The organism is Tardiphaga sp. OK245 (assembly GCF_900108575.1).
GTDB lineage: Bacteria > Pseudomonadota > Alphaproteobacteria > Rhizobiales > Xanthobacteraceae > Tardiphaga > Tardiphaga robiniae.
The window spans coordinates 206,261-222,576 of sequence record NZ_FNWZ01000005.1 but is presented as its reverse complement, the minus strand read 5'-3'; the positions used below and the strand labels follow the sequence as shown (position 1 = coordinate 222,576).

Below are 16,316 nucleotides of genomic sequence, written 5' to 3'. Positions count from 1 at the left end.
AGGGCCGTCATGAACGTCGCGGATATTATGCGCAGCTCCTTCGCGGTCATCGCTCCGACGAAGCCGGTTCTGGAGGCCGCCAATATTTTGCTGGAGACCAACCAGAGGATCATCCCGGTGGTCGATTCCGATCGCGCCGTTATCGGTGTAGTGTCCGAGGGAGACTTTCTTCATCGGGCGGAACTGGACGTCCTACCACCGCCCGGTAACTGGGTAGAGCGGGTGCATGGGTTCGAAGAGGACACGCCGGCCACGCGTCGCATGACTGCCCGCACGGTCGGCGAGATCATGAGCAAGGTGCCTGTGTGCATCGACGCGAATGCGACCGTGGTTGACGTTGTTGCGCTCATGGACCGTCACCACATCGCGCAGGTGCCAGTCATGTGCGGCTCGAGCGTCGTCGGTCTCATTGGCCGCACCGAACTATTGGCCGCATTCATTCATGCGGCCAATGCGGCCGACGTGCGGGATTCGTAGGCTTGTTTGGTCGCGAAGCCACATTCCTGCATTCTCATATCAGACAGTGCGATCTGATTGGTCCCGCGAACTGACGTTGAATGCGTCGTATAGAGGGCAATAGGAGAAGGCCGCGGTGACCAGGAGGGCGCCCCCCACCAGCCCAACGAGTGGCCAGTTCGGCATGAGCGTTCCATCCCTTGAAATGTACGCGACGAGCGCCATGCCGATGAAGATGCGGATGAACTGATCGAGACGTCCGACATTTCGCTTCATGATCGTTCTCCAGGTTAGAGAAGAGTATTATGACCTTGCCGATCAGGACGATGCTTTGATCTTCCGCAATTCGGAGGCGACTATCACCAAAGCGATCTAAATACTTGGCTTCCCTCGGATCGCCCAACGTTTGACGGCCTGAGCTGTGACGAGATAACCGACCGTCAAGCAGACGATGGCTGCAGTGGCTTGCCAGGGCACCGGTACGAAGCCGAACCACGCGCGGAATGGCCCGAAAACGAGCGATAAGGCGCCAAAGAGCGCGCCGATGGAGGTGAGAACTAGCGCGGGGGGCGGCCGGATCGCCCGCCAAGGCGGGCGTGACGACCTGATGATGAATATAACCAGGATCTGCGTCACGATTGATTCTAGGAACCATCCGGTGCGGAAGACCGCTTCGTCGGCTCCGAAGCCTTTTAGTAGAATTACGAAGGTCGCGACGTCGAACAATGAGGAGATCGCTCCCATCACCGTGGTGAAGTGGAGGATCGACTTCATGTCCCAGGCGCGCGGCCGAGCGATGTCGTCAGGCTCGACGTCGTCGAAAGGAATGCCGATCTCCGAAAGGTCGTAAAGGAGATTGTTCAAGAGGATCTGCAGCGGGAGCAGTGGTAGGAAAGGCAGCACCACGGAAGCCAGCGCCATCGAGAGCATATTGCCGAAATTCGAACTGGTGCCCATCCGCACGTATTTCAGGATGTTCGCGAGCGTTCTGCGGCCTTCGCGAACGCCCGCCGAGAGCACGTTCAAGCTCGTGGCGAGGAGAATGATGTCGGCCGCCGCCCGCGCGGTTTCGGTTGCCCCCTGGACCGAAAGCCCCACATGGGCCGCATGGATTGCGGGTGCATCGTTCACCCCATCGCCCAGGAAGCCGACGATATGTTTGTCGCGGCGCAGAGCCTCAATGATGCGCCGTTTCTGGCTCGGATCGACGCGGGCGAACAGGTCGACGGTCCTTACCCGCTCGGCAAGAGCGGCATCCGCGAGTCCGTCGATCTCAGTGCCGACGATGACGCGGTCTGCCGGAATGCCGACCTGTGCAGCCACGTGCTGCACGACGCCCGGTTGGTCGCCGGAGATGATTTTCAGTTTCACGCCAAGTGCTGCGAGTTCCGCTACGGCTGATGCCGCGTCGGGTTTGACGGGGTCGGCGAAGACGCAGAACCCGACGAAGGTAAGATCGGTCTCGTCCTCCAATCTGGGCGGGATGAGTGGCGCCAGCTCCCGGATAGCGACGCCAAGCAGGCGAAAGCCGCCGTCTTGGTAGCGCTGTTGGATCGCATCCAGCTTCTCGCGCCATGCCTCGTCGAGCGGGCGTGCGAGCCCGTCGATTTCGACGGCGATTGATTTGGTAATAATGGCCTCCGGCGCTCCTTTGGTCAGCAGAAACGTCCTGTCGTCGAGGGTCGCGGCGACGGACAGGCAGCGCCGGCTGAAATCGAATGGGATTTCGCCGTTCAGCGCCCACTGATCCGACCCCGTGGTGGGCGCTGACTGAAGGATGGCGACGTCCAACGGGCTCCGCATCCCGGATTGAAACCTGCTGTTCACGGCCGCCAGTTGAAGCACGCGCTCAGACTGCCCGCCTTCACAGTCGATTGGTTCGGTCAGCGTTATCTTCGCCTCGGTGAGTGTACCGGTCTTGTCGACGCAGAGGACATCCAGGGCACCTAGATCGTGGATCGCCGAAAGACGTTTGACGATGACCTGTCTGGTCGCCATGCGTTGCGCGCCCTTGGCGAGGGTCACGGTCATGATCATGGGCAGCAACTCTGGCGTGAGCCCGACCGCTAGGGCAACGGCGAACAGGAAGGATGGAAGCGCCGGCCGTCCCGAGGCGAGGTGAGCCAGCAGCACGAATAGCGTCAAGAAGATCGTCAGCCTCACGATCAGCAGCCCGAGTCGTCGCACACCCTCTTCGAGAGCCGTTGGAGCGGCATCCGTTTCGACGGAGGAGGCGATGGCGCCGAAGCGGGTGCGGTTGCCGGTCTCCGCCACCAGCATCGATCCTTGGCCTGCGACGACGGACGTTCCTGCGAAGAGCGCGTTGTGCGCCTCCGACGGACTGGTGGCGGTGCAGGGGAGGGTTGATTTAGATGCGGGGAAGGCCTCGCCGGTCAGCAGGGATTCGTCGAGTTGAAGCCCCTTTTGGTCGAGCACCACGCCGTCCGCAGGAATGAGGTCACCCATCCGCAGCATGACGACGTCGCCGGGTACGATCGTTGCGACCGGGACGGTCACGCACGTGCCGCCGCGCATCACGTCTGCTTGTATGGCGACGGATTGGCGCAGTGCTTCCGCTGCCAGCTCGGCACGATGCTCCTGAACGATGTCGAGCGTCAGCGACAACGAGATCACCGCGAGGATGACGACGAAACTGCCCATGTCTCCGCCGAGCCCGGATACGGCTGCAGCGACGATGAGGATCAGGACGAGTGGATTGAGCAGGCGGTGTGCAAGTTTGTGGAACAGGCTATGGCGCCCGGATGCGATGAAGCGATTGGGTCCCACTGTGCGTAGCCTGGCGGCCGCCTCGCTCTCGGTGAGGCCTCCGGATCGGCTCTGAAGTTGCGTCAGCAACTCGCTTGCGCCGGACCGCCAGAACGCGACGTTCTGCGGGGATATGTCCCTGACAACTCCGTCGGTCATTGCGGCCTGCTTTCTGAATCGAGAACCCGATCTGTAAAGCCATGGGCCAAAGAGTGCCGGCGGGAATTGACCAGACGCAAAGCGGTAACCGGAAATTTGGCGGACGGTCACGAACTCTGGGTCGATCCAGACATTCGCACCGAGGTTTCCCAATGCCAGAACGCCCGCACTCCATTGCCAAAGCCAACACGTCGGAGATCTCGCCTTCTGCTGCTGAACCTCGGTCCCACGATGCCACAGGTGGTGCGGCTCTGGATCAATCGTTCCATGCCGCTGTGGCCGCGGCGACCGGTGGCCTTTCACCTGCCGCGTTGGCGCTATCGTTCACGGATCTGGCGCTTCACCTTGCGGCCTCACCTGGACGGCAGATCGAACTCTGTGCCAATGCGGTCCAGGACGCCGCACGTTTTTGCGCGATGACGTCACGGCCCTTCTCGCAATTCCGCCCCTGGCAACTACTTTCACCGGCAGCGAACGATCGTCGCTTCGTCGGCGACGACTGGCTGTTGCCTCCCTTCAATCTGAACGCACAGGCGTTTCTTCTCTGCGAACGATGGTGGCGGTCGACCACCGACTTGCACGGATTGGCGACGGGCGACGCCGCGATTGCAGCCTTCGCGCTGCGCCAGATGCTGGATGCCGTTGCCCCTACGAATTTTCCCACCACCAATCCGAAGGTAATCCGACACGCGCTTGAGACCGGCGGCATGAGCTTTGTGAATGGCTTTGAGAACTGGCTAGCCGATGCATGGCGTCTGGCCGGCGGCGCTGGGGCGAGCCGCGATGGATTTGTCATCGGGAAGGATGTCGCGACGGCGAAGGGACGGGTGGTTTTTCGCAATCACCTGATCGAACTCATCCAATATGAGCCGACGACCGCCACGGTGAAGCCTGAGCCGCTGCTGATCGTGCCGGCTTGGATCATGAAGTACTACATTCTGGATCTATCACCCGGAAATTCGCTCGTCAGGTACCTGACAGGTCAGGGTTTCACGGTCTTCATGATCTCCTGGCGCAATCCAACCAGCGAGGACCGGGATCTATCCCTTGAAGACTACCGCCTGCTAGGCGTAGAGGCAGCGCTATCCGAAATCCAGTCGATCATGCCCGGGCGAGCCGTGCACGGCATGGGATACTGTCTTGGCGGCACGTTGCTGGCGATCGCCTTGGCGGCGGCATCGCCAGAGCGGCGCGCGGCGTGGCGAACGCTGACAATGCTGGCAGCACAGACAGACTTCACCGAGGCGGGCGAACTGACATTGTTCATTAACGAAAGCCAGGTCGCATTTCTCGAAGATATGATGCGCGAAAAGGGCGTTCTCGGTTCCCAGCAAATGGCCGGGGCCTTTTCGATGTTGCGGTCGAACGATCTAATCTGGTCGCGCATCGTCCGCCACTATCTGCTCGGCGAACGCACGTCTCCTAGCGACTTGATGGCGTGGAATGCCGATGCGACCAGGATGCCGGCCCGCATGCATTCGGAATATCTGCGGTCTCTGTTTCTGCGGAACGATCTGGCGGAGGGGCGCCACATCGCGGGTGGTCGCCCGATCGCTCTGTCCGACCTGCGGACCCCGATGTTCGCCGTCGGAACGCGCGAGGATCACGTCGCGCCATGGCGTTCGGTCTACAAAGTACATAACCTGACGGACGCAGCGGTCACCTTCGTCTTGACCAGCGGTGGCCACAATGCGGGCATTCTCGCGCCCCCGGACCAAGTCGGGCATCGCTATCAAATCATGAGCAGAGCGGCCGACGACACCTATCTCGGGCCAGAAGAATGGCAACGGCTTGCTCCGATCACCGAAGGTTCTTGGTGGGAAGCGTTGACGGCGTTTCTGGCGACGCACTCGGGCGGCCCGGTCGCGCCTCCAGCGTATCCGGCGACCGCTGAATCGCTTCCGGAAGCACCGGGGAGCTACGTTCATCAAGAGTAAATGGCGATCTCGCTATCGGGAGTTCTGCCGTCGTTCGGGTAGGTAGCGCCTGCCGATTAGCGCGATCAGTCCGAGGATCGACATGAATGCGACGGCAGTCAACAAGTAGATGAGAATGGTGAGCAGGTAAGCGCCCTGGAAACGCCAGCTTGGCGGCAATGTTTCAGTGGCGGCAAGCGGCAGGATGTCGGAGAAATAAGTCTGAAACACCCATAACAGCAGCAATGCCAGAGCGGTGGCCGTCACCGTCAGCAGGGTTAGGCGAGATATGATCGAAGTCGGCTTCATGGCCCATCATGTGTATTTTCCGACGCCGGGTCCATTCGGGGAAAACACGTAGGTCGGCGTCAGGAAAATTGGGCGATCGCCTTTTGGGTCTGCCGCGACAGCTTGCTCTCGCGCGCTTTGAACGGACCCTTGCGAGCAGCATCGATCCTGCGTCGGATACGATGTAGATCCCGCAGGTCGCCCAAGGCGCGCTGCAGCTCCCGCGCCGCCTTGGCTTCCCGCAGTCGACTGTGGGAGACTTCGATGCCAAGTTCGGGTAACGCCTCGACCATGTAACGGTAGCGCTTTGCCATGATCCGGACGCGATGTTGCCGGCGGCTTTCGATCGGACGGTCTTTGTGCCGGGCGAGCCGATACGACCATCGCCTGAGCCGATGCGGGGCGAACCGTTCGAACGGGGTCTCGCGCAACTTTCCGTTCGCCCTGTCCGACGTAGTTGTCCAGAGCCCATGGTCGATCCAACTTCGAATCTTCGTGAGCAGGGCCTGGTATCGCTGCGACGCCAACGCCCGCGTCACTCGGGCGTGACCGGAGGAGACCCTTCGGTCGATTTCGCGCCGGCCGACGCCGAGCAACGAATACTTGGGCATCTCGCGGACGTAGGCGAGAGCCACGTCGTTGTCACGTGCCTCTCCCAGGATGCCATTCAACCAGGCGATCTCCCTCTTGATGGCTAACCACCCGTCGTCAGTGACCATCGCTGAGAAGAATTTTCGGGCGGCGGCAAGCTTGGTGAATCCGATCCGCATGCGGTGGATACCTTCGGCATCGCCTCTTCGTGCCGATCGATGTCCCCGCTCGATGTCCCCCAGGCATGCGTGCGCGATCTGCTGGAAGGCACGTACACAAGTCAGGGGGCGTTTCTTGGCGAGAACCTTCGTCATGGATCATACGCACATTGCGCGATAAGCGGCGCCAGATACGGCATGACCTTCGCGCGCGTGGCCTCCGGTGTGCCGCCGGCATCGATGACAGGCCAATCCATATTGCCGGAATCGAGACTTTCTTGCATGTGCGCGACGGTTGCTGTCGCATCCGAGGCGTCGTTGTGCCGCCCCGCGATCCGCGCGAGCCGCACATTGAGATCCGCCCGCAAGAACAGACCGAGGTGGACCGACGAAGCCGGCTCTATCCCGGCGAACGCGCATCGCTCCTCCGGGCGCAGGAAAGCGGCATCAATGACAACGCCATGGCCTTGCGACGCGACGCCGTGTGCCTGCATCATGAGCGCATCGTAGACTCGCTGCGTCACACGCGGGGCATAGGCGAACTCCGGAAGGCGGTGATGCTCAGGGAAGTCGAACATCGCCTTGCGGACGACGTCCGACCGGAGGACGACGGCGCCCGGAGCCGGCCCGAGAAAGGGGGCTACGGCGCGTGCGAGGACACTCTTGCCCGTACCGGACATTCCGCCAACCGCAACTAAACCACCTGGCGGCGGATTAATGAGCTGGACTGCGAGTTCGAAATACTTTCCGGCTTCGTCACCGACCTGTCGATTGCTGTCGTTCTGCTCCGCTTTCATGAAGAGGACATGCGCCCTGATCGCGGCGCGGATCGACAGGAAAAGCGGAAACAGGGCGAGTGCGTCGAGATGAACGGGAGCGCTGCGCGCGAGGTATCGATTGAATGACACATTTGCCGCTGTCCGCTGTTCGTGATGAAGCATGTCCATGAGTGCGAAACTCAGGTCGTACAGAACATCGGTCGTGGCTATTGCAGGATCGAACTCGATGGCGTCGAACAGAACGGGCTTCCCGTCTATCATGGTGATATTCCCAAGATGCAGGTCGCCATGGCATCGGCGCACGAAGCCCTCTGCGGCACGGCGCTCGAGGCAAGGTCTCTGGGCGTCGAGCGCGGCCAGGCTGGAGCTGTGAAGTTTTTCGACGGCCTGCCGCTCAAGTCCGTTGACTTCACGAAATCTAGCCGTGTTCCGCGCGATCAACGTCCCGATCGAGGCCAGCCAAGCGGCCCCATCGGCTGCTTTCGAACGATGATGCGAAGCCAGGATCGCGTCCGCGACCTCTTCAGCCAGGGCAGGTGCGATGCCGACCGTCGCAGCAATACGATCCAAGCCCGCGGTCTCGTCGAACCGCTTCATCTCGACCGCCCATTCCACCGGCGTTCCTTGTCCGTCGACGGCGAGCCCGTCTGAACCGTCTGTGATCGGAACGACGCGCCGATAGAGGTCTGGTGCGAAGGACTTGTTGACATCAAGTTCGGCCTCGCAGGCGGCCCGCCGTTTCTCAAGGCTTGAATAGTCGAGAAATGGAAGGCGGACGGCACGCTTGATCTTCCAGACACGCTCAGCGCCGAGAAAGACGATCGATGCATGAGTGTCGATGCGCTTGATTCCCGGTTCGATCGAACCCAAGAATGCGACGATCACGTCCTGTGCGGAAGACTCGGAGCTCTTATCCTGATCGTTGGTCATGGCAACAATACCGCGGCGCCGACGAGCGTCCCGCTGCGCAGGGCGTTTAACGCGGCGTTCGCCTCGCCAAGCGGATAGGTGGTCGTATGGGTCTCGACCGGTGCATGCCGAACAAGCTCAAGAAATTCTTCTCCGTCCGCCCTGGTCAGATTGGCGACCGAAACGATCTGCCTCTCCTCCCAGAGATCGCGATAGGGAAATGATGGAATGTTGGACATATGGATTCCGGCACAGACGACGCGGCCGCCCTTTCGGACGGCGCGCAGCGCGATAGGTACCAACTCGCCTGCGGGAGCAAAGATAATAGCGGCGTCGAGTTCCTCCGGTGGCGTTAGAGCCGCAGCCCCTACCCAGGCGACGCCGAGAGACAGGGCGAGGTCCTGTGCGGCGGCATCGCCATCGCGCGTGAACGCATATACGCGACATTGCTGCCTCACCGCGACCTGAGCGATGATATGTGCGGCGGCGCCGAAGCCGTAAAGTCCCAGAACTTTCGGCCCACCTGCCATTTTTAGAGACCGCCAACCGATCAAACCCGCGCACATCAACGGCGCGAGCTTGTCGCTATCGCCGGCTTCTCCGAGTTCGAAGCAATAGCGCGCTTCGGCAATAACGTGGGTCGCGAAGCCGCCATCCCGCGTATAGCCGGTGAACTCCGGATGATCGCAGAGGTTCTCGGCATGCCGGCGGCAATAGGGACACGTGCCGCAGGTCGATCCTAGCCACGGAACGCCGACGCGGTCCCCCGACTTCAGGTTTTTGACGCCGGTACCCACCTCGTCGATCCGGCCGACGATCTCATGGCCGGGGACGATAGGATAACGGATGCTCGGCAGATCTCCGTCAACTACGTGGAGGTCCGTGCGGCAGACGCCGCAAGCGTCGACCATGATCCGGACCTGTCCCGCTTTTGGAACGGGGGCGGGCCGCTCCCGCCAGACCAGCGGCGTCCCCGGAGCTTCGAGCACCATCGCATACACTGTTGCTTCTCCTCCCGAAGGGTCACACTCGGAGCCTGCATATCGAGCGGTCAGGTACCGAAAATGGGCATCTCCAGCAGATGATCGTTGACCGAAGAAACACCGGGTTGCGACTCGGCGGCGACGCGGATGGCTTTTCGCTCGTCATTCGATTCTACGCCGCCCCAGATGTCGACGATGCCGTTACTGACAGTGATGCTCAGGTGTTGGGGATGCGCCCAAGGCAGTGTCTTGATCTTGCTCATGAGATCGCTTCTGATTGTTTCGTCGGCAAGGGTGACTTCGATCCTTGGCCGCGCGCCGGCAACCAGCTGCACAATGTTCGATCGGCTGATTATGCCGACAGTGGCTCCGTCGGCATCCACGATCGGAATGCGTTTGACGTGTTTCTCCTCGATGAGGCCCGCAATTTCGTAGATGGACGTTTCAGGTGATGCGGTCACGACGTCGCGGGTCATAATGTCACTGACCTTGATGCTGTGCGATTTTACGTAGTCTGCTGCCACAGCGTGATTTCCGGCAAGCATGTGCACCCACCATGAATAACGATTCTCTGTCCCGGACTCGACCCGGCGCAGCAGATCGCCTTCGGTCACGATTCCGGCCAGCTTGCCCGCGCCGTCCAAGACGGGCACTGCACTGATGCGCTTTTCAACGATTAGTTTTGCGATATCTCGAACCGTCGCGCTGAGACCGACGCAGATGACCGGTGAAGTCATTAGATCGCGTGCCTTCATGGAATGTCCTCCTGAGCGTGCTTCCGACGATCGCCCGATGTCCAGCGATACGATGAAGTAGGATGGCACCGCCACATCCAGCGGCGATGAAACATCGCATGACATGACATGCTTGCTTTGATCTTCCTCAAAGGCGAAGAGCTTTGCGCGGATTAGCTTTGCGGTAATTGATCGATACATCACACGAAACGCATTCGACAAAATTCTAGAGGGGATGCCGTGAGGACAGTTGAAAGAACGCCATTCGAACTTGCTCGCCTGCAGCGGATCCGTGATCTGTCGAATGGCAACAGGGCAATGACCATGGATTGCATGGAAGCCGTGGTGTTGGAGCGCCGGATCGCGGCCCTCGAAAGAGGTTTGCCGCCTCCCGGCCGCGACCGCATCCATACAGGACCGGTGGCTGCGAAGTCGTCCTCGAGACCGGTTGATGTCTCGGCTCTGGGCAAACTCACCGGACAGGTCGTTGATTATCTCGCTCGCCTATAGGAGGGCACTATGCATCGTGCCACTCGGCGCAAAGCGCCCGAAGTAAGTCCCGTCGTATTCGCCGGCGAGCGTCTGCGCGGATATGCCGACAGGATCCGCCGGGCCACGGCCATGGGACATCGGCTGAACTTTACGGCGGAAGAAGTCCTGGAGGCGGTCCAGCAGGCCAGCCGACACTGCATGGGCGCGCTCGAAGTTCCTACGTCGACTGACACTGACAAGCAAAAGACGATAAAGGACGTGGCGGGGGTCCAAGAACAGATCTACGATACGATACAGGCCCTAAGGGAGAGAATGCTCTTCGCTCCGCTCTAACGTTCGCGAGCGCCCAAATATCGCCTTCGGCTCGAAGTTCGTTCGGTCTGGCAGCCGCCTGCAGAGACGACCGCCTGCAGGATGAGCCACTTCTCAATTGATCGTCAGCCGGTCATCGACCGCGGATGCTCCCGGGGTAGACCAAGCCGCGTTCTCGACAGCGCGTTTTTCGCCCCAGCAGTCCACGTTGCCTTCGAGAATGACGTTATGGCCATCCTTGACGGTGACGCGACCAGCATCACGCGTGAGTGCAGACTCGATCTTCAGCTTCACGTTGGACAGTTCTGCTCGCGGCTTGATTTCAATCTTGTTCGTGATCCCGCGGACGCCGGACAGTTCCTGACGTCGTTTCTTCCGTCGCCGTCTTTTCGGAATGCCTGTCGACGGTGCGGTCAATGTGATCCAGCGTCCTGAACAAGCAACATGATTTCATCGGACAGCCGGTCATATTCATTGCGCCGATCCAGGGCGGCCTTTTGATTTTGCGCAAAGCCGGCAGTCCCCAGCCGAGTATGCTTCCGTTGCCATCAAGGCTCAAACAGGAGGCAAGTATATGTCCAAGCAATCTGTTGTTCCCGTCGGCGCCGAGCGTCAGGTTTCGCGCCGTGAGTCTAATCCGCTGTCCTTTCTCCAGCAGGAGATCGACCGACTGTTCGACGGTTTCGCGCGCGGTTTCCCCGGCTTCGTCACCCATGCGGGCGTCGTCCCGAACATGGATGTGAGCGAGACCGACAAGGTGATCGAAATCACGGCCGAACTTCCCGGTCTTGAAAAGAAGGACGTCACGCTCAACGTCGCCGACAATGTCCTTACTATTCGCGGCGAAAAGAAGAACGAGCGCGAGGAAAAGGAGAAGGACTACCATCTCGTTGAACGAAGCTACGGGTCGTTCTCCCGTTCCATCGAACTGCCTGCGGGTGTGAAGTCGGAAGACATATCCGCCGAGATCGCCAAGGGAATCCTGAAAGTGACGGTTCAGAAGCCGGCACCCAAGGTCTCGAAGCAGATCGAGATCAAGAGCGCAGCCTGATCCAACACGAGACGCGCCGCGCTGATCCGCAGCACGTCTCTCCGGCCGCCCGGGAGCGAACTATGTATGAATTTCTTGAAGAGACTGCTGGCGATGTAATGACAAGGCCTTGCAGGCGGGTCTCTCCAGAGACAACCGTCGGCGACCTGCACCGGTTGTTCGCTATGGATGACGTCGAGTCCTATCCCGTGGTCCGGAACGGCGAAGTCATCGGAATCGTTTCGAAGTTCGATTCTCTGCGGCCCTTCGCTCTCGGTACGGATCAGATTCTGCCGCATTATGACGAGATCATGGGAACCATGGTCGAGGAAATCATGTCACGCGACGTGATCTCTGCGAATAGCGATACCCGCCTGACCCGCGTCCTGCAGACCATGGTGCAGCACCGGATCAAGAGCGTGCCGGTACTCGATTGCGAGAACAAGCTCATCGGTATCGTGGGCCGCGGAGACATATTCCGAGCCTTGCGAAAATGCACGCTCCCCGCCAGCGTGCCCACCCTCGGCCCGGATGCTGCAGCATGTCAACGTACAGGTTAGAGAAGCTGCTGGCTCCCCAGGCACTCGCCCTCGTCGGCGCGAGTCCCCGTCCAGGATCATTGGGAGCCGCCGTTCTGCGCAACATCCGCGCGGCGGGATACGCTGGCAAATTCGGGGTCGTCAATCCCGTGCATCCGGACATCGAGGGCCACAAGACGTTCCCGTCCCTCGACGCTCTGCCTTTCTCGCCGGATCTCGTCGTCGTCACGGCGCCGGCGGCGGCGGTACCGGGGATCATTTCCGCAGCCGCCATCAAGGGCGCGGCGGGAGCTGTCATCCTCAGTTCTGGTCTGGGCCACGGCGCGAATTCCTTCGCCGCAGCTGCACTCGATGCGGCGAAGAACGGCGGACTGCGGTTGATCGGGCCGAACTGCCTAGGTCTACTTGTGCCGCAGCATCGCCTGAACGCGAGCTTCGCGGCGCACATGCCGAGCGAAGGATCATTGGCTCTGATTTCACAGTCGGGTGCGATTGTAGCCGCCATGGTCGACTGGGCGGCGCGTCGGCCCGTCGGCTTCTCGGGTATCGTCTCGATCGGCGATCAGCTTGACGTCGATCTTGCGGATTGTCTTGACTACTTCGCGTCGGATCCGGGCACCCGCGCCATCCTGCTTTATCTTGAGGCGATCCCGGACGCGCGGAAATTCATGTCGGCGGCGCGCGCAGCGGCGCGCGTGAAGCCCGTGGTCGTGGTCAAGGCGGGCCGCATGGCGCAGGGCGCCAAGGCGGCGGCGACGCATACCGGAGCGCTGGCGGGCGCAGATGCTGTCTACGATGCCGCCTTTCGCCGCGCAGGCCTACTGCGCGTGTTCGACCTCAGGGAGTTGTTCGACTGCGCCGAGGTGCTGGCAGGGGGCGTCGAGCCTCGCGGGCGGCGTCTCTCCATCCTCACCAACGGCGGGGGTCTGGGCATCCTGGCAGTCGATCGATTGGTCGAACTCGGTGGCGTTCCGGCGGACCTCGGGAGGGCCGTCAGATCGCGGCTGGACGATGCACTTGGCGGATGGTCAGGATCTAACCCGGTGGATGTCGGCGGCGATGCGGGGGCTGACGTCTACCGGGCGGCGCTGGATGCCCTGCTTGATGACGCCGACAACGATGCCGTCCTGGTAATGAATGTCCAGACCGCCGTGGCGGATCCCGTCGCCATCGCCCATGCGGTAGCCGATACCGTATCGGAGCACAGGGGCAACGGGTCCGGATCACTGCCGAAACCGGTGTTGGCCGCCTTCGTCGGTGCCGACGCGGCAGTGTCGGCGCCCCTCGACTCCGCTGCCATCCCGAATTTCCCGACGGAGGATGATGCCATACGCGCATTCATTTACGGCGTGCACCATTATGAGTCGATGCAAGCATTGATGGCGACGCCTCCTGGAGTCATGGCGGACGCCAAGGTCGATCGTGCCGCTGCGCAACGCGTCCTGGACCAAGCCATCGGGGAGGGGCGTGGTTGGCTCGACCCGTTGGAAATCGCGGCGGTGTTCGACGCCTACGACATCCCGATCGTCCCGACGCGGATGGCGGCGAATGTGGACGAAGCCGTATCACTATCGGAAGGCTTCTTCCGGAAGGGCCATGCGGTAGTTATGAAGATTCTGTCGCGCGACATCGTGCACAAGTCCGATGTCGGAGGCGTGGTGCTTGGCCTGCGGGACACCGACGCTGTCCGCCTTGCCCACGGTGCGATGATGGAGGCCGTGACAGCCAAGTGTCCGGACGCCCGCATTGCCGGCGTTATCGTCCAGCCGATGATCATGCGGCCGCGCGCGCGGGAATTGATCGCTGGCCTTGCCGACGATCCGACGTTCGGACCGGTGGTCGCTTTCGGTCGTGGCGGAACTGCCGTCGAAATCATCAACGACAAGGCGCTCGCATTGCCGCCGCTCGACATGAAGCTGGCGGACGATCTGGTGAAGCGCACCGCGGTCGCGCGGCAACTGGCTGGCTACCGCGATGTCCCCGCCGTCAAGGAAGACGCCGTCCAGATGACGCTGCTGAAATTATCGCAGATGGCGATCGACCTTCCGCTGATCCGCGAACTCGACATCAATCCGTTGCTTGCGGACGAAGCCGGCGTTCTGGCGCTGGATGTGCGGATCGCGGTGGCCGTACCAGAACGACTCTTCGCAGGACAGACGCGGTTGGCTATCCGGCCGTTTCCCGCAGCGTGGCAGCGCGACGTCGTTCTGCAGGACGGTGAAACCGTCCACCTGCGTCCGGTCGTGCCGGAGGACGAGGCCGCTATCAAGCATCTGCTTGACCACACTGATGCCGTCGATTTGCATTCGAGGTTTCTCGGGGCGATCAAGGAATTTCCGCATCCGTTCGTCGCCCGGCTCACGCAACTCGATTACGCGCGCGCCATGGCTTTCGCCGCGGTGGCTCCCGGCGGCGGCGAAATACTCGGAGTCTCGCGTCTGCATTCGGATTCCCAGTACAGGACGGCGGAATATGCCGTTCTGGTCCGCTCCGACAGGAAGGGCCATGGCCTCGGCTGGGCCCTGATGACCGAACTGATCCGCTACGCGAAGAGCGAAGGTCTTCTCGAACTGCATGGCGACGTGCTGCAATCGAACGACGGCATGCAGCAGATGTGCCGGGCTTTGGGTTTCCAGGTTGCGAGCGACCCGGAGGATCCGGCCGTCGCGCTTGTTTCGCTGGATCTGCGGACGCAATGACTTGAAACGCTGGCTCCGGAGGCAGTGGTAAGGGAGAGCCGCCCGATGCCATTAATTTTGGATCGTATCGGCTCTGCGGGGCGAAAGAACGGCAATCGAATGTCCGACCATGATCCGCGGCGCCGGAAACGCAAAAACACTTTGTTCTCGTTTTTCGGCATCGTCCTGCTGCTAGTCAGCGTCGTCGCGGGCGCGACCTATGTGGCTACGAGACCGGTCATGCTGCGGATTGCCGTAGGCGCTTCAGACAACAACGACAAGAAGCTGATTCAAGCGATAGCCGCACGGTTCGCCAACGACCATAATCCGGTCCGCCTGTCGGTCATTGAAACGAGTGGCGGTGCAGAAAATCTCGCCTTTCTAGCTGCATCGAAAGCGGACATCGTTGTCGTTCGCAGCGATCTCGACCTGCCTCGCGACGCTCAATCGCTGGCGATCTTGCGCAAGAATGTTGTCGTGCTCTGGGCTCCGGCCGGCCGCCGCAAACGAGCCGTGAAAGCAAAGATCGGGGAGATCGGTGATCTGACCGGTCGTCGGATCGGTCTCATCGGTCGTGGCGACGAGAATTTGAAATTGCTGAAGGTGATCCTCACGGAGTCCGGAGTTGCCCCGGAAAAAGTGAAAGTGTCGCAATTCGGAGCAGACCAGATCGGTCAGATGGCGCATGATCCCGGCCTTGACGCCTTCATGACCATTGGCCCACTCGACAGCAGGATCACATCGGAGGCGATCGTGCTCACAGCCGCCCGCCGAGGTGAACCGATGTTCTTGCGTATTGATGCGTCTGACGCGATCGCTCAGAAGCATCCGCTATATCAGTCGGCCAAGATTCCAGGACATGTCTTCGCGGCCAACCCCGCCCGACCGGATGACGAAATCGAGACGGTTAGCGTCAATGATCTGTTCGTTGCGCGGAGTTCTCTGCCGGATGCTGCCGCGGGTGCGTTCACGCGACAACTGCTGGCCGCGCGTCAAGGTCTCTCACGCGACAATCCGGACGCAGCGAAGATTGAGAAGCCTGACACGGACAAGGATTCCTCATTACCAGCTCACCCGGGCGCGGCTGCGTATATCGACGGCACGGAGCGCACATTCCTCGAAAGGTACAGCGATTACTTTTGGGCAGGAATTCTGTTGCTGTCGGTCATCGGCTCAGCTGGCGCGTGGATCGGTCATTATTTGAAGCGTGATGAGAAGGACCTGGCCACGGTCCACCGCGACAAGTTGCTGGGCGCCATGACAAGGGTTCGCGAGGCAAGCTCCGAAAGCGCGCTGACGGCACTGCAAACCGAGATCGATGCCGTCTTGCGCGAGACGCTCGATTGTTACGACGATGGCGCCGTCGATGAAGGTGCTCTGATGGCCTTGAGTCTGGTCCTTGACCGGCTGCATGGCGCGATCGTCGATAGGCGAGCTGAGCTGGCCGCACACACGGACAACTCTGCACGCTTCGGCGTTACACGACCTGGCAACCGGATTTCATGAGGGCAAATTTGGCCGTTACC

At 61.0% G+C, this 16,316-nt stretch carries 15 protein-coding genes; 7 read left to right on the top strand and 8 right to left on the bottom strand.

What is annotated here, in order from left to right:
* Nucleotides 1–9: 9 nt before the first annotated feature.
* The gene (locus BLW80_RS24145) at nt 10–477 is read left to right on the top strand and encodes a CBS domain-containing protein (RefSeq protein ID WP_093760431.1); all 468 of its coding nucleotides are present in this window, start codon (nt 10–12) and stop codon (nt 475–477) included.
* Nucleotides 478–516: 39 nt separating this feature from the next.
* Here the strand turns inward: BLW80_RS24145 and BLW80_RS24140 are convergent, their stop codons facing one another.
* Nucleotides 517–732, bottom strand: coding sequence for a YgaP family membrane protein (locus BLW80_RS24140; RefSeq protein WP_093760429.1), 216 nt, complete (start codon nt 730–732; stop codon nt 517–519).
* Between the two features lie 96 nt (nt 733–828).
* Nucleotides 829–3,381 carry a magnesium-translocating P-type ATPase gene (gene mgtA, locus BLW80_RS24135; protein WP_093760427.1) on the bottom strand — a complete coding sequence of 851 codons (2,553 nt, stop codon included), beginning with the start codon at nt 3,379–3,381 and terminating at the stop codon, nt 829–831.
* A 152-nt stretch (nt 3,382–3,533) separates the two neighbouring features.
* Between mgtA and BLW80_RS24130 the strand changes: the two genes are divergently transcribed.
* On the top strand, nt 3,534–5,318 hold the full coding sequence (locus BLW80_RS24130; protein ID WP_093760425.1) for a PHA/PHB synthase family protein: 1,785 nt from the start codon (nt 3,534–3,536) through the stop codon (nt 5,316–5,318).
* A gap of 12 nt (nt 5,319–5,330) precedes the next feature.
* Here the strand turns inward: BLW80_RS24130 and BLW80_RS24125 are convergent, their stop codons facing one another.
* Genes BLW80_RS24125 through BLW80_RS30865 form a run of 5 tightly spaced genes read right to left on the bottom strand, consistent with a single transcriptional unit; the run spans nt 5,331 to nt 10,150 of the window.
* Nucleotides 5,331–5,606, bottom strand: coding sequence for a hypothetical protein (locus BLW80_RS24125; protein WP_093760423.1), 276 nt, complete (start codon nt 5,604–5,606; stop codon nt 5,331–5,333).
* 59 nt (nt 5,607–5,665) lie between these two features.
* A complete protein-coding gene (locus BLW80_RS24120; RefSeq protein WP_093760421.1) occupies nt 5,666–6,490 on the bottom strand; it encodes a CHAD domain-containing protein in 825 nt (274 codons plus the stop codon).
* Complete coding sequence (locus BLW80_RS24115; protein ID WP_093760419.1) at nt 6,487–8,043, bottom strand: bifunctional aminoglycoside phosphotransferase/ATP-binding protein; 1,557 nt, start codon at nt 8,041–8,043, stop codon at nt 6,487–6,489. Before BLW80_RS24115 ends, BLW80_RS24120 begins: the two co-directional genes overlap by 4 nt.
* Complete coding sequence (locus BLW80_RS24110; protein ID WP_093760417.1) at nt 8,040–9,023, bottom strand: zinc-dependent alcohol dehydrogenase family protein; 984 nt, start codon at nt 9,021–9,023, stop codon at nt 8,040–8,042. Before BLW80_RS24110 ends, BLW80_RS24115 begins: the two co-directional genes overlap by 4 nt.
* Nucleotides 9,024–9,073: 50 nt before the next feature.
* Entirely contained in the window at nt 9,074–10,150 is a 1,077-nt protein-coding gene (locus tag BLW80_RS30865) for a CBS domain-containing protein (RefSeq protein WP_244528434.1), read from the bottom strand.
* Nucleotides 10,151–10,258: 108 nt separating this feature from the next.
* Here BLW80_RS30865 and BLW80_RS24100 point away from each other — a divergent pair, with 108 nt between their 5' ends.
* Nucleotides 10,259–10,564, top strand: coding sequence for a hypothetical protein (locus BLW80_RS24100; protein WP_139285913.1), 306 nt, complete (start codon nt 10,259–10,261; stop codon nt 10,562–10,564).
* A 93-nt stretch (nt 10,565–10,657) separates the two neighbouring features.
* Here BLW80_RS24100 and BLW80_RS30860 read toward each other — a convergent pair whose 3' ends face one another.
* A complete protein-coding gene (locus BLW80_RS30860) occupies nt 10,658–10,837 on the bottom strand; it encodes a BON domain-containing protein (RefSeq protein ID WP_244528433.1) in 180 nt (59 codons plus the stop codon).
* Nucleotides 10,838–11,117: 280 nt separating this feature from the next.
* On the opposite strand from BLW80_RS30860, the gene BLW80_RS24090 reads away from it, so the two are divergent.
* From BLW80_RS24090 to BLW80_RS24075, 4 genes are all read left to right on the top strand, one after another.
* Entirely contained in the window at nt 11,118–11,594 is a 477-nt protein-coding gene (locus BLW80_RS24090; protein ID WP_093760411.1) for an Hsp20/alpha crystallin family protein, read from the top strand.
* Between the two features lie 62 nt (nt 11,595–11,656).
* Nucleotides 11,657–12,133: a CBS domain-containing protein gene (locus tag BLW80_RS24085; protein ID WP_093760409.1), complete on the top strand. Its 477-nt coding sequence runs from the start codon at nt 11,657–11,659 to the stop codon at nt 12,131–12,133.
* Nucleotides 12,115–14,811, top strand: coding sequence for a bifunctional acetate--CoA ligase family protein/GNAT family N-acetyltransferase (locus BLW80_RS24080; protein ID WP_093760407.1), 2,697 nt, complete (start codon nt 12,115–12,117; stop codon nt 14,809–14,811). Before BLW80_RS24085 ends, BLW80_RS24080 begins: the two co-directional genes overlap by 19 nt.
* Nucleotides 14,812–14,856: 45 nt before the next feature.
* A complete protein-coding gene (locus BLW80_RS24075) occupies nt 14,857–16,296 on the top strand; it encodes a TAXI family TRAP transporter solute-binding subunit (RefSeq protein WP_093760405.1) in 1,440 nt (479 codons plus the stop codon).
* The last annotated feature ends 20 nt before the right edge of the window (nt 16,297–16,316 follow it).